Source organism: Nocardia sp. XZ_19_231, assembly GCF_015355705.1.
GTDB lineage: Bacteria > Actinomycetota > Actinomycetes > Mycobacteriales > Mycobacteriaceae > Nocardia > Nocardia salmonicida.
Genome location: NZ_JACUZI010000003.1, coordinates 555,287 through 569,820, shown reverse-complemented (window position 1 = coordinate 569,820; position 14,534 = coordinate 555,287). Strand labels below are relative to the sequence as shown.

Sequence of the window (14,534 nt, the reverse complement as noted above, 5' to 3'; positions counted from 1 at the left end):
GTTCGAGTAGTCCCAGACGGTTTGACGCTGTGTTTATTGGAGCGCTGGCGCGCTCGAGTCGCGGCCCCTAGGGGCCGCCGGTTAGCCACCGGGGCTTGCTCCTTCGTCGCGTACGCCCCGGCGGCTAACCGGCGACCCGGCCGCGACCGGCCACTTCGTGGCCGCCGCTCCCTAGGGGTCGCGGGTGCGGGGTCGGGAGTGCGGTTATGGCGGATCTCGGGTTGGGCTACCGCAAGTGCACTGCGGTGGCGGTGCGGCGGAGTTTGCCCGAGGAGGTCTTCGGGAGGGCTCCTGGTCCGAGGATGGCTACGGTGCGGGGGCGCGCGCCGACTTCGGCGAAGACCTCGTGGACGATCTCCCGCTCGATGCGCTTCACCTCGTCGGGGTCTTGATAGTCGTTGGATTCGACTACCACCGCGAAGCTTTCACGTTTCTCACCGGCGTCAAGGCGCACCGCTACCGCGTTGCCGGGGCGGACTCCCGATACCCGCAGGGCGGCTCGTTCGATGTCGGTGGGGTAGATATTGCGGCCGCCCATGATGATGACGTCCTTCATGCGCCCGCACACCACTATCAGGCCGTCTTCGGTGAAGTAGCCGATGTCACCGGTGTCGAGCCAGCCCTCGGCGTCCTGGGCGGGACGGAAGCCGTCGACGGTGACATAGCCCGAAGTGACCGCGGGGCCGCGCAATTCGATGACACCGACCGAGCGAACCGGCAGCGGCTGCCGTTCGGCGTCGACGACGCGACCCTCCAGATCGTCGACCAGGTGCCCCAGCGTCGGCAGCCTGCGCGGGGTGCCGTGATGGCCGTCCTCGGCGACCGGCACCGCCTTGCCGACGGCCTCGAGCAGGTCGGCGTCGATCACGTCGAGCACCTGCCCGTAGCCGGGGTCGGGGATCGACACGGCCAGGGTGGTCTCGGCCATGCCGTAGACCGGGGTGAGCGCCATCGGGTTGAGCCCGAACTGTTGTCCCGCCGCCGCGAGGGCGTTCATGGTGTCGGGGTCGACCGGTTCGGCGCCGTTCCACATGTAGCGCACGCTCGACAGATCCATCGTGCCGGGCTCGGCCTGCCGCAGTCGCCGCGCCAGCAGGGAGTACGCGAAATTCGGTGCGGCGGTGACCGTGCCGCGATACTTGTCGATCAGTTCGGCCCACAGCAGCGGCCTGGCCAGGAAGTCCAGCGGTGTCACGCACACCACCTCGGCGCCGAATTGCATAGGAACGCTGAGGAAGCCCACCATGCCCATGTCGTGGAACAGCGGCAGCCAGCTGACCATCACGTCGTCGTCGGTCTGGAACTTGACCCGGTTGAACATCGCGTACGCGTTGACGTAGAAGTTGCCGTGGGTTATTCGCACCGCTTTGGGTGATCCGGTCGACCCAGAGGTCAGCTGCTGCAGGGCGATATCGTTCTCCGAGGTGGGCACCGGATCGGTATCCGGGCCACTGTGCAGGTCTTCGATCCGCACCACGGAGATCCCGCGTTCCCGCAACACCGGTTCGGCGGCGGCGAACGGGGCGCCGAGAACAACGGCCTTCGCGTCGATCATGCGCAGCACCGTTTCGGTGTCGCGCACCCAGACCTCCAGGTCGGTGCGCGGCGTCGGCTGATGCAACATCGTGATCGAAGCGCCGCGCATCCAGATGGCCTGGCAGGCAGGCGCGATATCGACGGGCAGACCGGCCAGCACGCCGACAGCGTCGCCGTGCCCGATCCCGGCGGCCGCGAGACCACCCGCCATTCGCCGTGCCTGCCTATGGATTTCCCCCCAGGTCTGCCGCAGTGGTGCCTCCGGCTCTCCGGTGACCAGTCCCTTCGGGCTGGTCAGCGCTGTGCCAAACATTTCGTCGGTGAACCTGCTCAACGTCGGTCTCCCTTTACGCCAACGATCGGTTACGGCCGTGCTTTGCACTCCCAACAAAGAAATCCCGCCCCGCCCCGCGCGTGTTAACCCGGGCTGACACCCCAGCACCCCTGCTGTTGCGCTCTAGCCGGCGAAGGTGGCTGCGTAGCGGTTTACATATGGTCTACCCGATAACGTGGCAATTTCCCGCATCAGCAGGTCCGTTGCCGCTCTGACCTGGGCGTGATGAACTGCTGCGGGATAGTGCCTCGCGGGGTGGACGGTGATGCGTACCTTGGTGAAACGCAACAGTTTCCGACCGCGAGGATTCATGCGATCGGTACCGTCCAGGACCACGGGCACCACTGGCGCCCCGGTGGCCATGGCAACGCGCAGCGCCCCGGTGCGACCACGATAGACCCTGCCATCCCGTGACCGTGTGCCCTCTGGGTGAATTGCCCAGGCGCCGCCCCCGTCGAGGATCGCGGTGGCCGCCGCGAGCGCGTCTGTGGCCGCGTCGCCGCCGGTTCGGTCCACCGGCACCTGGCCCGCGGCGGAGAAGAACCAGCGCTTGCATCGTCCCCGGAACCCGACGCCGGTGAAATACTCCTGCTTCGCGAGGAAGGTGAGTGGCCGGGGGATCACCAGGGCCAGGTAGAGCGAGTCGATGAAGGCCAGGTGGTTGGCCGCGATGATCACCGGGCCGGTGCGGGGAATGTGTTCGAGCCCTTCGACGTGCGGGCGCCCGAGCAGGCGAAGCACCGGGCCGATGAGGACGTATTTGCACAATAGGTACCACATGAGCGGTCCTTCCGTAGACAGTGTCTACCGAAGACTAGTAGACACTGTCTACGTATGCGACGGTGAAAGCCGTCGAGCTGGTGTGCAGAATTGCCGGTATGCCTGAATCGTTGCGCGAGCGCCTGATCGACGTCGGCGTCGATCTGCTCGAAACCGACGGCGTCGGCGCACTCGGGCTGCGCGCGATCGCGCGGGCCGCCGGCGTCTCGCACGGTGCGCCGCGGCGGTGGTTTCCCACCCACGCGGCCCTGCTCGCGGCGATCGCGGCGCGCGGATTCGGGGAGCTGATCGCGCGGTTCGCGGTGCTCGCCACGATCGATGACCCGCGTGAACGATTGCGTCGGATGGCGGTCGACTACGTGGATTTCGCGGTGTCGCGGCCCGAGATGTTCACGCTGATGTTTCGCCACGATCTGCTGGCGGATTCCGGCGAGAATCTGCGGGCGACGACGCAGCCGCTGTACGGGCAGGTGGTCGAATTGGTCGCGGCGGTGGCGCCGGAGTCGGCGCCGCAGCGCGCGCTGGCCCTGTGGACCAATGTGCACGGTCTGGCGACGATCGCCGTCAACCGGACGCTGGAAATCGTTGCCCCCGATCAGGACCCGCGGGTGCTCGTGGACCGGATCGTCCGCGAGCACCTCGCGCGGCTCAGCGGCTGAGGTCGGCCAGCGTCGTGACGAAGCGGTCGAGATCCTCCGGGCTGACGAAGCAGTGCGGGGAGGCCCGCAGGACGGCGGGCAGGGTGCGCTCCGACATGTCGAGCAGGGTGGAGCCCGCGCGGCTGACGGTAACGGTGATCGCGCGCTCGGCCAAGCGGTCGCGTAGCCGGTCGGGGTCGTGGCCGTCGACGGTGAACGACACGATGCCGCTGTGTTCGGTACCCAGGTCGCGCACGGTCACGCCGGGCAGTTCCGGCAGCGTCTTGCGCAGGTACTCGGCGCGGGTCGCGACGGCCGCGTAGACCTCGTCGGGGCCTTGTTCGAGCAGGTAGTCGACGGCGGCGCCGAGGCCGAGACGGGCGGCCACACCGCATTCCCAGAACTCGAAACGGGACGCGTCGTCAGCGAGGCGATATTCGCCGGGGCTCACCCACTCGGCACTGTGCAGGTCGAGGCGGGCCGGTTCCATCGTCCGCGCCAATTCGGAACGGACATAGAGGAATCCGGTGCCGCGGGGGCCGCGCAACCATTTGCGGCCGGTGCTCGACATGGCGTCGACCCCGAGTTCGGTGACGTCGATGGGCAGCTGGCCGGTCGACTGGCAGGCGTCGAGCAGCACCAGCGCACCGGCTTCGTGGGCGATCCTGGTCGCCTCGGCGACCGGGTTCACGAGGCCGCCGTTGGTCGGAGCGTGCTGGAGCGACACCAGTCGCACGCGCTCGTCGAGCATGTCGGCGAGCGCGTCGGTGTCGAGGCGTCCGGTGTCGTCGCTGGGAATACGCTCGACTACAGCCCCGGTGCGCTTCGCGCGCTGTAGCGCGGCGATCGCGTTGCTGGCGTAGTCGGCGCCGGAGATCAGGATGCGGTCGCCGGGTCGCAGGGGCACCGAGTAGGCGAAATCGGTCCATGACCGGGACGCGCTGTCGCTGAGGGCGATGGTCTCGGGGGTGGCGCCGATGAGGGTGGCGATCGAGGTCTTCACCCTGGCGAGGTCGTCGAGGCGTTCGTTAGCCGCACGGTAGCCACCGATCTCGGCTTCGCGGTGTAAGTGGGCGATCATCGTGTCGGTGACGACCTTCGGCGGCAGTGACGATCCGGCGCTGTCGAGGAAGACCTGACCGGTGGAAAGTCCTGAGGTGGCGGCTCTGATCGCGGCGAGGTCAAGCATGGTGACGACCATAGCGCCCCGAGGCGTTCCCCTTTTCGACACTTTCTCTGTCGGTAGACCTCGCTACTCTGGAATGAGCGAAACGCAGGTTCCCCGGCAGCACGCAGCACGTGGAGGTTGGTATGGCGGTCACTCTGGAACGCTCATCGTGGCCCGATTACGCCCCCGACCAGGGCGAAATGTCGTCCAGGGTGGCTGCGGAGGCCTATGTCGGCGGCGTGTGTTTCAAACTCGGACCACCTGCGCTGATCGGCGCGGAACTGGAGTGGCTCACCGCGGGGCCCACCGGTTCACGACCCTCGCTCGACCAGCTGGCAGCGGCCCTCGGACCGCACGCACCGACCTCCATCGCCCCGGCCTCGGCCGCGGTTCCCCTGCCGGGGGGGAGCATGGTCACCCTCGAACCCGGTGGTCAGATCGAACTTTCCAGCGCACCGTTCGCCGATCCGGCAGCGCTGACGCAGCATCTGCGCGCTGACGCGGCCCGTTTGCGGGACCTGCTCGCCGCACGAGAGATCAGCATCTTCGCCGCCGCCGCCGATGCGGGCCGTCCCGCCGAGCGCCTGCTCCGACTACCCCGCTACGCGGCGATGGAACGTCGTTTCGACGGCGTCGGCCCCTTCGGCACGCTGATGATGTGCAACACCGCCGCCACACAGGTCAGTGTGGACGCGGGCGCCGATCCCGCCGAGATACGGGCCCGCTGGACTGCCCTCTACGCGCTCGGCCCCACCCTGATCGCCGCCTTCGCCTGCTCACCGCGCTTGCACGGTGTCCCGCCGGGCGACTGGGCTTCCCAGCGCATGCGTACCTGGTTGCGCCTCGACCCCTCCCGCGCCAGACCCCCGGTGGCCGACTGGGCCGACCCGATCACCTCCTACGCGCACTGGGCCCTCGACGTGCCCCTACTGTGCGTGCGCTGTGCCGATGAGGACGCAGACTGGTCCCCACCTCCCGGCGCCACCTTCGCCGACTGGCTGTCCGGCGCCCTCGACGACGAAGTCGGCCGCCGCCCCACCCGCACCGACCTGGACTACCACCTGACCACGCTGTTCCCCCCGGTCCGAGCGTCCGGTCACCTCGAGGTCCGCTACCTCGACACCCAACCCGGCGAAGCCTGGACCACTCCGATCCACCTGTTCGATGCCCTCCTGTCGACTCCAGCCGTCGTCGCCGAGGCAACTGCCCTCGCCGCGCCCACAGCGGGGGAGTGGTTGACCTCCGCCCGCTCCGGATTGCTCGATCCGCAATTGCGTCGCGCGGCCGTGGATGTGTTCGACCTGGCCGCCGCCCATGCGCGAACCCCCGAGGCCGCCGCGGAATTGGCAGCATCGGCCCGCCGATGTAGGTCGGGTCGCAGCCCGCTCGCCGAGGTCGACTCCTCGCGCAACGGCTCGTCGCGATGACCTCACGGCTGATCGTCCATTGCTGGCGAGCCGCTGTCCTTCTGTCCGAAGTCGTTGTCGACCAGTCTGTTTCGGAGATCTCGTGAGTCTTTCTGTCCCCGCCGACCACAGTGACCGCGACCGCACGCGCGCCCGGATCGCCGAGGTCCTGTCGCGGGCACGCCGCCGTACCGCCACGCTCACCGACAGCGTGGACGAGGCCGATCTCGTCGCGCAGCATTCGCCGCTGATGTCGCCGCTGGTCTGGGATCTGGCACATATCGGGAACCAGGAAGAGCTGTGGCTGGTGCGCGATGTCGGTGGGCGCGAGGCGGTGCGCGCCGATATCGATGAGATCTACGACGCGTTCAAGCACGCCAGGGCCAACCGTCCGGCGCTGCCGCTGTTGGATCCCGAGCAGGCGCGCGGTTACGTCGGCTCGGTGCGCGAAAAGGTCCTCGATGTCCTCGATTCCAGTGATCTGGCCGGTACTGCGCTGGTGGACAACGGTTTCGTTTTCGGCATGATCGCCCAGCACGAACAGCAGCACGACGAGACCATGCTGGCCACCCACCAATTGCGGATCGGCGCGCCGGTGCTGTCGGCCCCGCCCGCGCCGGTCGCGCAGGTTCGGGTCGGCGGCGAAATCGTCATTCCCGCAGGCGAATTCCTGATGGGTACGTCGGCTGATCCGTGGGCGCTGGACAACGAACGCCCCGCCCATCCGGTGCAGGTCGACGGGTTCGCGATCGATGTCGCACCGGTGACCAACGGGCAGTTCCTCGCCTTCATCGCCGACGGCGGCTACGACCGGGCCGAACTGTGGTCGGAGCGCGGCTGGGCGCACCGCCAGGAGGCGGGCTTGGTCGCGCCGCAGTTCTGGGAGCGCGACGGTGACGGATGGACGCGCACAGCGTTCGGCGTCCGCACCCCGCTGCGGCTCGACCAGCCGGTCGTGCACGTGTGCTGGTTCGAAGCCGAGGCTTTCGCTCGCTGGGCCGGAAAGCGACTGCCCACCGAGGCCGAGTGGGAGAAGGCGGCGCGCTTCGACCCGGAAACCGGAGGGTCGCGACGCTATCCGTGGGGCGAGGACCAACCGGACGCAGGCCTGGCCAACCTCGGTCAGCAACACCTCGAACCCGCCGAGGTCGGCGCCTACCCGGCCGGCGCGTCGGCCACCGGCGTGCACCAGCTCATCGGCGATGTCTGGGAATGGTGCTCTTCGGGTTTCGAGGCCTACCCCGGCTTCCGCCCGTTCCCCTATCGCGAGTACTCCGAGGTCTTCTTCGGCGGCGACTACCGCATCCTGCGCGGTGGCTCCTTCGGTACCGACGAGGTCGCCTGCCGCGCCACCTTCCGCAACTGGGACCACCCGATCCGCCGACAGATCTTCGCCGGTTTCCGCCTCGCCAGAGACCTGCGCGAGGACGAACACTGATGTGTAGACACCTCGGTTACGTCGGCGCACCGGTGGGCGTGGGCGAGCTGGTGATGCGCGGCCCGCACTCGCTGTTCGCCCAGTCCTGGGCCCCTGCCGACATGCGCGCGGGCGGCACCATCAACGCCGACGGCTTCGGCGTCGCCTGGTGGCGCCGAGCCGATATCGGCGTCGAAGCCGCCCGTGACGCCGTGACCCGCTACCGCAACCAGGCCCCGATCTGGACCGATCCCGCGGTCGCCGAGGTCCTCGGCCAACTCGAATCCCGCTCGGTGATCGCCGCTGTCCGCTCGGCCACCGTCGGCATGCCGGTGGAGCGTTCCGCCTGCGCCCCCTTCATCGACGAACACTGGGCCTTCAGTCACAACGGCGTCATCCCCGACTGGCGAACAACCCTTGTGGCCGTACTCGCCGACATCGACGAGATATTCGCCGAGGCGACACCCGCCGTTGTGACTCGATCCGCTTCCTCTGAAACACTATTCGGCTCGCCCGCGGTGCTGCTGCACGCTGAGGCGTTCACCGACTCCGCCGCACTGTGGGTGCTGCTGCGAGGTCTGCTCCGGGCGATCACCCCCGAGGGGCCGATCACCTCTCCGGCCGAGGCCATCCAATTGCTGGTTGCGCTCGTTCTGCGCCATCAGCCGACAGCTCGGCTGAACCTGTTGCTCGGCAACGGCGTTGCGCTGTGGGCCACCACCTGCTGGCATTCGCTGTCGGTGCTCGTCGCCGACGACCACACCGTGCTGTCCTCCGAACCCTACGACGCCGACCCGCGCTGGCAGTCCGTCACCGATCGCCAGTTGGTCGTCGCCACGCCCGGCCACTGCACCATCACCGCTCTGGAACTCCCCGCTACCGAAAGGGTCCGTTCATGACCGCGCCGCTGCTGGATATCCACCTCACCGACGACGATCTCACCGCGGCCTTGCGCACCGACGCCCGCACCGGTTTGACCGCCGATCCGAAGTCCCTGCCGCCCAAGTGGTTCTACGACGCACGCGGCAGCGAACTCTTCGAGCAGATCACCGGACTCCCGGAGTACTACCCGACCCGCACCGAGCGAGCCCTCCTCGAGCGGGTCGTCGGCGAGATCGCCGCGGCGGCCAACGCCGAGGTGCTGGTGGAGCTCGGCTCCGGCTCGGCCGCCAAGACCCGTCTGTTGCTGGACGCTCTCACCGCGGAAGGCTCGCTGAAAACCTATGTGCCGCAGGATGTCTCGGCTTCAGCACTGCGCGGTGCGGCCGCCGAGATCGCGACCGAGTACCCGAACCTGTCCGTGCACGGAGTGGTCAGCGACTTCACCGACACCCTGCACAACCTGCCCCGGGGCGGTCGCCGCATGATCGCGTTCCTCGGCGGCACCATCGGCAACCTGGTCCCCGACGAGCGCGCCGAATTCCTGGCAGGCATCAACGAGGTCCTCGAACCCGGCGAGCTGCTCCTGCTCGGCGCCGGCCTGGTCATCGACCCCGCGATCCTGGTCCCCGCTTACGACGACGCCGCGGGCGTCACCGCGGAATTCAATCGCAATGTGCTGCACGTCCTCAACAACCGACTCGACGCCGACTTCGTCCCCGAGAAATTCGAACACGTCGCCATCTGGGACGCCGAGAACGAATGGATCGAAATGCGCCTGCGCGCCACGGAAGCGATGAAAGCCACCGTCGCCGGACTCGACCTGACCGTCGACTTCGCCGCAGGCGAGGAAATGCGCACCGAGATCTCCGCCAAATTCCGCCCCGAAACCCTCGCCGCCGAACTCGACAAAGCCGGCTTCACCCCCACCCACACCTGGACCGACCCCGACAACCGCTTCATCCTGGCCCTGGCCGAACGCCGCTGATCAGGGGGTCGGCGGCTCTTCCGGCCGAAAGGACCCGCGCAGTAAGATCAACATGTGACCCAGGTCTCACTTGGGTAGTGGGCCACGTCGCCGAGCAAAGGAGCTCACATGTCGGATCGACCTGGTCAGCAGCCTCCTGAATCGTCGCCGGACCCGCATAGTCAGCAGCCTTCCGGTGAACAGCCATCGGGCAACCAGCCGCCCGGCTATCAGCCGCCCGGCTATCAGCCGTACGGTCAGCAGCCATATGGGCAGCAGCCCTACGGACAACAGACATATGGGCAGCAGCCGTACGGTCAGCAGCCCTACGGTCAGCAGCCGTACGGACAGCAGCCCTATGGACAGCCACAAGGTTGGCAGCAGCAGGGTGGTCCGCCGTACCAGCAGGGCGGCTATCCGCAAGGTGGCTACCCGCCGCCCAAGAAGCGCAAGGTCTGGCCATGGGTTCTCGGTGGCGTCCTACTGGTGTTCCTGGTCGGACTCGGCTCGTGCATTGCCATAGTCGCGACCACGGTGAACGAGGTCGACAAGGAGATCAATCGCGCGGTGACCGTGACCTATCAGGTCGACGGAACCGGCCAGGCCAGTTCGATCACCTACAGCGGTCGCAATATGGATATCGCGCAGGACACCGACGCCGCTCTGCCCTGGACGAAGGAGGTCAGCATCGACGGGATCTTCAAAACCGTCACCCTCACCGCCTCGGCCGACGCCGACGGTGGCGATGTCACCTGCAGGATCCTCGTCGGCGACGAGGTGCTCGCCGAGCAAACGGCCAGCGGGCCGTATGCCAGCGTGTCGTGCACCGGCGACGCGGGAAGTTAGAGGTCGAGTTCGTCGGCGAGGTATTCGCCGCTGGTGAGGTTCTCGTCGCCCTCTAGGTCTTTTTCGACGCCTTCCTCGCCGTTGACGGCGTCGTCGTCGAAGAGGTCGCCGTCGACCTTGTCGTCGCCGCGCACTCCCATCGCGACTTCCTCGGCGGGGCGTTCGTCCTGTGCCAACGCCTCGCGCCGAGACCCGCTCTCGGTGTACTCCTCGGACATTTCCTCGTTGATGCCGAGGAAGCCATCGGCTTCGGCTTCGTGGTTGCGGATCACGTGGTCCGCGGGTGGGTCCTCCACATAGCGCTCGTACTCGACGATGTCGTCGGCTTGATCGTCATCGCCCATGTCCATGTCCAACGGTTCACGGCTCATGGTTTCCAGTATCGGCCTCCGAGAGCCGTGGCGTCACGAGGCACGCTCGGGCCGGTCGGTTACCGCTACTACGGGCGCCTACCGCTCGTGTCCTCCGGCACGCCCTCGAGGACGGCGGCAAACCATTCGATCAGCGGCCGAAGGTCGTTCCACGCGCGGCGGATCTCGGTGGCCGCGGCCGGGGTGGTGAGCCAGTCCGGCGCGCCGAACTCGCGGTGCATGGTCAGCGACTTGTGGCGTAGCAGGTCGATGCGTGGATGGTCGGCGGCATAGCCTCTCGGCTTGGTTTTGAGCTTGTCGCCGCCGACGGTGAAACCGGCTGCCGTCGTCGCGGCCAGGATCTTCTCGAGTTCCGCGCCGCGCACCTCGTCGTCGATCGTGGCCCGCAAAACCGCCAAGGCCGTGGGCGACGGCCGGAAGCAGCCGCCCGCGACGAACAACCCCGCCGCTCCGATCTGCACGTACCAACCGACGCCGGGCGAGACCCCCGCCACCGCACCCTGGTGCGTTTTGTAGGGCAGCTTGTCGGCCGAGAACCGGACATCACGGTAGGGCCGAAAGATCTTGGCCTGTCCGAATTCCGCCGCCAGCTCGGCGGCGAGCGCGGTCATCGGGGCCCGCACGGCGTCGTCGTAGATGTGTTTGTGCGCGTTCCAGAATGCCTTCGAATTGTCGGCCTCGAGGTCTTCGTAGAAGTCGAGTCCGGTGAGCGGGAATCCGGTGAAAGCGTCCATCGGTGCGGCGTTTCTCAGTTCTGTTCGAGGGAGCAGGCCTGATCGGTCAGGTTACCGCTACCAGTATCGCGCGCCGCGGCTCAGATACCGCCGATCATCGCCACGAACACGACGACGGCCAGCGCGGCCAGCGCCCCGATCGCACCGTTGACGATCGCGGCCCACTTGCCCATCTCCTCGCCCTTGGCATGCCCGACCAGCCCCAGCACGATCCCCGTCGGCGCGGTGATCAGCACCGGCAGCCCACACAACGCCAACCCACCGAACACCGACGCGGCCGCGCAGCAAAAACTGAAGATCGACCACAGCGGCGTGTTGTCCCTGTACCCATAACCAGGCTGGGGCGGATACGGCTGATACGGCGCAACGCCATACGGTGCCCGGACCGGCGCGGGATAACCCGGCGCCGGATTACCGGAAACGGGATAACCAGCGGCGGGATAACCAGGAGCGGGAAAAACCGGCGGGGGCGGCGGATAAGGCGGCATCTCGACAGCCGAACCCGGATTCGCGATCCCACCCCACGGCTGTGCGGCGGGCGGCGGCGGATACGGCGCCGCATCGCGAGGTGCTACCGGGTTGGCGATCCCACCCCAAGGCTCCCCACCCGACGAATCAGACACCTCCGGCGCATCATCCTGCACCCGAGGCACACCCCGATCCTTACCGAGCTCGACCCGCCGCCCCGGCTCAGTCCCCATACCGCCCCCGTCCCGTCCCGAATTACAGGACCACCATGCACCAAAGACCAGCCGGTGCGCCATTGTCCGAGGACAAACGCACCGACTGATCTCGAGAGAACATGGGTAACTCACCGGGCACGAGCTAACTCACCACCCCGAAAAAGCTTGCCGCGTCCCCAACCCACCCCGCACCTCAGTCTGGCCAAAAGACGCGGAGAGGCGGAACAGCCTAGGCGTTGCCGTTGAACAGGCCGGTTACCGAGCCGTTCTCGAAGACCTCGCGAATGGTGCGGGCCAGCAGCGGCGCGATCGACAGCACGGTCAGCGTCGGGAACTTCTTGTCCTCGCTGATCGGCAGCGTGTTAGTGATGACGACTTCCCTGGCGCCGCAGTTGGCGAGGCGCTCGGCGGCCGGATCGCTGAGCACACCGTGGGTGGCCGCGATGATCACGTCGCCCGCGCCCGCTTCCTTGAGCACCTTCACCGCACCGGCGATGGTGCCACCGGTGTCGATCATGTCGTCGATCAGCACGCAGGTGCGGCCCTCGACGTCACCGACGACGCGGTTGGACTTCACCTGGTTGGGCACCAGCGGGTCGCGGGTCTTGTGGATGAACGCCAGCGGCGTGCCACCGAGCGCGTCGGCCCACTTCTCGGCGACCTTCACGCGGCCCGCGTCGGGGGAGACCACCGCGAGGTTGTCCGACGGGTAGTTGGTGCGGATGTAGTCCGATAGCTGCACCAGCGCGTGCATGTGATCGACGGGGCCGTCGAAGAAGCCCTGGATCTGGTCGGTGTGTAGGTCGACGCTGATGATGCGATCGGCGCCTGCGGTCTTGAGCAGGTCGGCGACCAGGCGGGCCGAGATCGGCTCGCGGCCGCGGTGCTTCTTGTCCTGGCGCGCGTACGGGTAGAACGGCAGCACCGCGGTGATCCGCTTGGCCGAACCGCGCTTGAGCGCGTCGATCATGATGAGCTGTTCCATCAGCCACTGGTTGAGCGGCGCGGGGAAGCTCTGCAGCACGAAGGCGTCGGAACCGCGGACCGACTCCTCGAATCGGACGAAGATCTCACCGTTGGCGAAGTCACGCGCGGTCTGCGGAGTGATGTCGACGTCGAGTTCCTTGGCGACCTGTTCGGCAAGCTCAGGATGTGACCGGCCTGCGAAGAGCATCAAGTTCTTCTGATTGTCGATCGAGAACGCGGTCACTGCTGGTTGCCATCCTTTTGCTCGATTGTCTTCGAAGACGTCTCGTCTGCCGCGATGGCTTCCGCCGCCGCGCGCGCCGCAGCGGTTCCTGGACGGTAGCGCTGCACCCAGTTTTCAATAGTGCGCTGTGGCCCACCCGACACAGCAAGTGCACCCGGTGGAACGCTTCTGCGCAGTACAGTACCCGCACCCGTATAGGCGCCGTCACCCACGGTGAGCGGCGCGATGAACATGGTGTCGCTACCGGTCCGCACATGGGAACCGACCACAGTGTGGTGTTTGTTCACCCCGTCGTAGTTCACAAAAACGCTGGAAGCGCCGATGTTGCTGTACTCGCCGATGGTCGCGTCGCCGACGTAGGTCAGGTGCGGCACCTTCGAGTGCGCGCCGATCGAGGCGTTCTTGGTCTCGACGAACGCGCCGAGCTTGCCTTCCTCGCCGACGACCGTGCCCGGCCGCAGATAACTGAACGGTCCGATGGTGGCGCCCTCGCCGATCTCGGCGCGCTCGCCGTGGGTGCGGATCACGCTCGCGCCCACGCCGACGAACACATCGGTGAGCGTGGTGTCCGGCCCGATCTCGGCGTCCTCGCCGATCTGGGTCCGGCCGAAGAGCTGGGTACCCGGCCGCAGCACGGCGTCGCGTCCGATCCGCACGCTCGCGTCGATCCAGGTCGTCGCGGGGTCGACGATGGTGACGCCGGCACGCATGTGGCGCTCGAGAATGTAGCGATTGAGGGTGGCGCCCGCCTGGGACAGCTGCACCCGGTCGTTCACGCCGGTGACCTTGTTCGAGTCGACCAGTCGCGCGCCGTGCACGGGGCGACCGGCTTCGCGGGCCAGTCGGAGCACATCGGTGAGGTAGAGCTCGTGCTGGGCGTTGGCGGTGGACAGCCGCCCGATCATGGTGCGCAGCACCGACGCGTCGAACGCGTAGACGCCGGAGTTGACCTCTTTGATCTTGGCCTGTTCGGGGGTGGCGTCGGCGTGCTCGACGATCTCGGCGAGCTGGCCGTCGTCGTCGCGCACGATCCGGCCGTAGCCGTTGGCGTCGTCGGGCACGAAGGTCAGGACTGTCACGGCGGGCCGCTCGGCATAGCTGCGGTGCTCGTCGAGCAGCGCGGAGAGGGTGTGCCCGTCGAGCAGTGGCACATCGGCCGAGGTGACGAGAAGGTCGCCGTCGAAGTCCGCCGGGATCGAACCCAGGGCGCACTGCACCGCGTGGCCGGTTCCGAGCTGCTGCTCCTGCACCGCGCACACGATCTCGCGGCCGAGTTCGGAACCCACGTCCGCGACGGCGGCTCCGACCTTCTCGCGGTCGTGCCCCACGACGGTGATCAGGTGGGTCGGATCGATCTCGGCGGCGGCGTGCAGCGCGTGCGAGAGCATCGACCGGCCGGCTAACGGGTGCAGCACTTTCGGAGTCTTCGACCGCATTCGCGTCCCAGCACCTGCTGCGAGAACGACGACGGCGGTCTGCGGTGGCATGGATCTCCCTCGGCTGCCTGTCAGCGAGTGTGCTGTGGCGGGTTCGGTCGGTAGATGGTGCGGGCCGACGATACGTCA

14 protein-coding genes are annotated in these 14,534 nt (G+C 67.5%); 6 read left to right on the top strand and 8 right to left on the bottom strand.

What is annotated here, in order from left to right:
* Positions 1-226 precede the first annotated feature (226 nt).
* Both IBJ82_RS15925 and IBJ82_RS15920 read right to left on the bottom strand, forming a co-directional pair.
* The gene (locus IBJ82_RS15925) at positions 227-1,870 is read right to left on the bottom strand and encodes a fatty acyl-AMP ligase (RefSeq protein ID WP_194826686.1); all 1,644 of its coding nucleotides are present in this window, start codon (positions 1,868-1,870) and stop codon (positions 227-229) included.
* 123 nt (positions 1,871-1,993) lie between these two features.
* A complete protein-coding gene (locus IBJ82_RS15920; RefSeq protein ID WP_194826685.1) occupies positions 1,994-2,650 on the bottom strand; it encodes a 1-acyl-sn-glycerol-3-phosphate acyltransferase in 657 nt (218 codons plus the stop codon).
* 98 nt (positions 2,651-2,748) lie between these two features.
* Here IBJ82_RS15920 and IBJ82_RS15915 point away from each other — a divergent pair, with 98 nt between their 5' ends.
* Positions 2,749-3,309: a TetR/AcrR family transcriptional regulator gene (locus IBJ82_RS15915; protein WP_194826684.1), complete on the top strand. Its 561-nt coding sequence runs from the start codon at positions 2,749-2,751 to the stop codon at positions 3,307-3,309.
* Here the strand turns inward: IBJ82_RS15915 and IBJ82_RS15910 are convergent.
* Entirely contained in the window at positions 3,299-4,477 is a 1,179-nt protein-coding gene (locus tag IBJ82_RS15910; RefSeq protein WP_194826683.1) for an aminotransferase class V-fold PLP-dependent enzyme, read from the bottom strand. The genes IBJ82_RS15915 and IBJ82_RS15910 overlap by 11 nt on opposite strands.
* A 122-nt stretch (positions 4,478-4,599) precedes the next feature.
* Here IBJ82_RS15910 and egtA point away from each other — a divergent pair, with 122 nt between their 5' ends.
* The 5 genes from egtA (at position 4,600) to IBJ82_RS15885 (ending at position 9,971) form a co-directional block, all read left to right on the top strand.
* Positions 4,600-5,883 (top strand): ergothioneine biosynthesis glutamate--cysteine ligase EgtA, encoded by a 1,284-nt coding sequence (gene egtA / locus IBJ82_RS15905; RefSeq protein ID WP_194826682.1) that lies wholly within the window; start codon positions 4,600-4,602, stop codon positions 5,881-5,883.
* A gap of 82 nt (positions 5,884-5,965) precedes the next feature.
* Complete coding sequence (gene egtB, locus IBJ82_RS15900; RefSeq protein WP_194826681.1) at positions 5,966-7,300, top strand: ergothioneine biosynthesis protein EgtB; 1,335 nt, start codon at positions 5,966-5,968, stop codon at positions 7,298-7,300.
* Positions 7,300-8,178 (top strand): ergothioneine biosynthesis protein EgtC, encoded by an 879-nt coding sequence (gene egtC, locus IBJ82_RS15895; RefSeq protein WP_194826680.1) that lies wholly within the window; start codon positions 7,300-7,302, stop codon positions 8,176-8,178. The genes egtB and egtC overlap by 1 nt, the downstream gene beginning before the upstream one ends.
* A complete protein-coding gene (gene egtD / locus IBJ82_RS15890; protein ID WP_194826679.1) occupies positions 8,175-9,146 on the top strand; it encodes an L-histidine N(alpha)-methyltransferase in 972 nt (323 codons plus the stop codon). The genes egtC and egtD overlap by 4 nt, the downstream gene beginning before the upstream one ends.
* Positions 9,147-9,254: 108 nt before the next feature.
* Positions 9,255-9,971 (top strand): MmpS family transport accessory protein, encoded by a 717-nt coding sequence (locus IBJ82_RS15885; RefSeq protein ID WP_194826678.1) that lies wholly within the window; start codon positions 9,255-9,257, stop codon positions 9,969-9,971.
* Here the strand turns inward: IBJ82_RS15885 and IBJ82_RS15880 are convergent.
* From IBJ82_RS15880 to glmU, 5 genes are all read right to left on the bottom strand, one after another.
* Complete coding sequence (locus IBJ82_RS15880) at positions 9,968-10,342, bottom strand: hypothetical protein (protein WP_194826677.1); 375 nt, start codon at positions 10,340-10,342, stop codon at positions 9,968-9,970. The genes IBJ82_RS15885 and IBJ82_RS15880 overlap by 4 nt on opposite strands.
* A 68-nt stretch (positions 10,343-10,410) precedes the next feature.
* Entirely contained in the window at positions 10,411-11,076 is a 666-nt protein-coding gene (locus IBJ82_RS15875; protein WP_194826676.1) for a DUF2461 domain-containing protein, read from the bottom strand.
* 80 nt (positions 11,077-11,156) lie between these two features.
* Entirely contained in the window at positions 11,157-11,345 is a 189-nt protein-coding gene (locus IBJ82_RS15870) for a hypothetical protein (RefSeq protein ID WP_194826675.1), read from the bottom strand.
* 643 nt (positions 11,346-11,988) lie between these two features.
* Positions 11,989-12,969, bottom strand: a complete 981-nt coding sequence (locus IBJ82_RS15865; protein ID WP_056813833.1) for a ribose-phosphate diphosphokinase — start codon at positions 12,967-12,969, stop codon at positions 11,989-11,991.
* A complete protein-coding gene (gene glmU / locus IBJ82_RS15860) occupies positions 12,966-14,456 on the bottom strand; it encodes a bifunctional UDP-N-acetylglucosamine diphosphorylase/glucosamine-1-phosphate N-acetyltransferase GlmU (protein WP_194826674.1) in 1,491 nt (496 codons plus the stop codon). Before glmU ends, IBJ82_RS15865 begins: the two co-directional genes overlap by 4 nt.
* Between the last annotated feature and the right edge of the window lie 78 nt (positions 14,457-14,534).

Bases quoted from the DNA above. Each gene is read 5' to 3' on its own strand.
- IBJ82_RS15885 (WP_194826678.1), top strand. From the start codon at position 9,255: ATGTCGGATCGACCTGGTCAGCAGCCTCCTGAATCGTCGCCGGACCCG.
- egtC (WP_194826680.1), top strand. From the start codon at position 7,300: ATGTGTAGACACCTCGGTTACGTCGGCGCACCGGTGGGCGTGGGCGAG.
- egtD (WP_194826679.1), top strand. From the start codon at position 8,175: ATGACCGCGCCGCTGCTGGATATCCACCTCACCGACGACGATCTCACC.
- glmU (WP_194826674.1), bottom strand. From the start codon at position 14,456: ATGCCACCGCAGACCGCCGTCGTCGTTCTCGCAGCAGGTGCTGGGACG.
- IBJ82_RS15920 (WP_194826685.1), bottom strand. From the start codon at position 2,650: ATGTGGTACCTATTGTGCAAATACGTCCTCATCGGCCCGGTGCTTCGC.
- IBJ82_RS15910 (WP_194826683.1), bottom strand. From the start codon at position 4,477: ATGCTTGACCTCGCCGCGATCAGAGCCGCCACCTCAGGACTTTCCACC.
- IBJ82_RS15880 (WP_194826677.1), bottom strand. From the start codon at position 10,342: ATGAGCCGTGAACCGTTGGACATGGACATGGGCGATGACGATCAAGCC.
- IBJ82_RS15915 (WP_194826684.1), top strand. From the start codon at position 2,749: ATGCCTGAATCGTTGCGCGAGCGCCTGATCGACGTCGGCGTCGATCTG.
- egtA (WP_194826682.1), top strand. From the start codon at position 4,600: ATGGCGGTCACTCTGGAACGCTCATCGTGGCCCGATTACGCCCCCGAC.
- IBJ82_RS15875 (WP_194826676.1), bottom strand. From the start codon at position 11,076: ATGGACGCTTTCACCGGATTCCCGCTCACCGGACTCGACTTCTACGAA.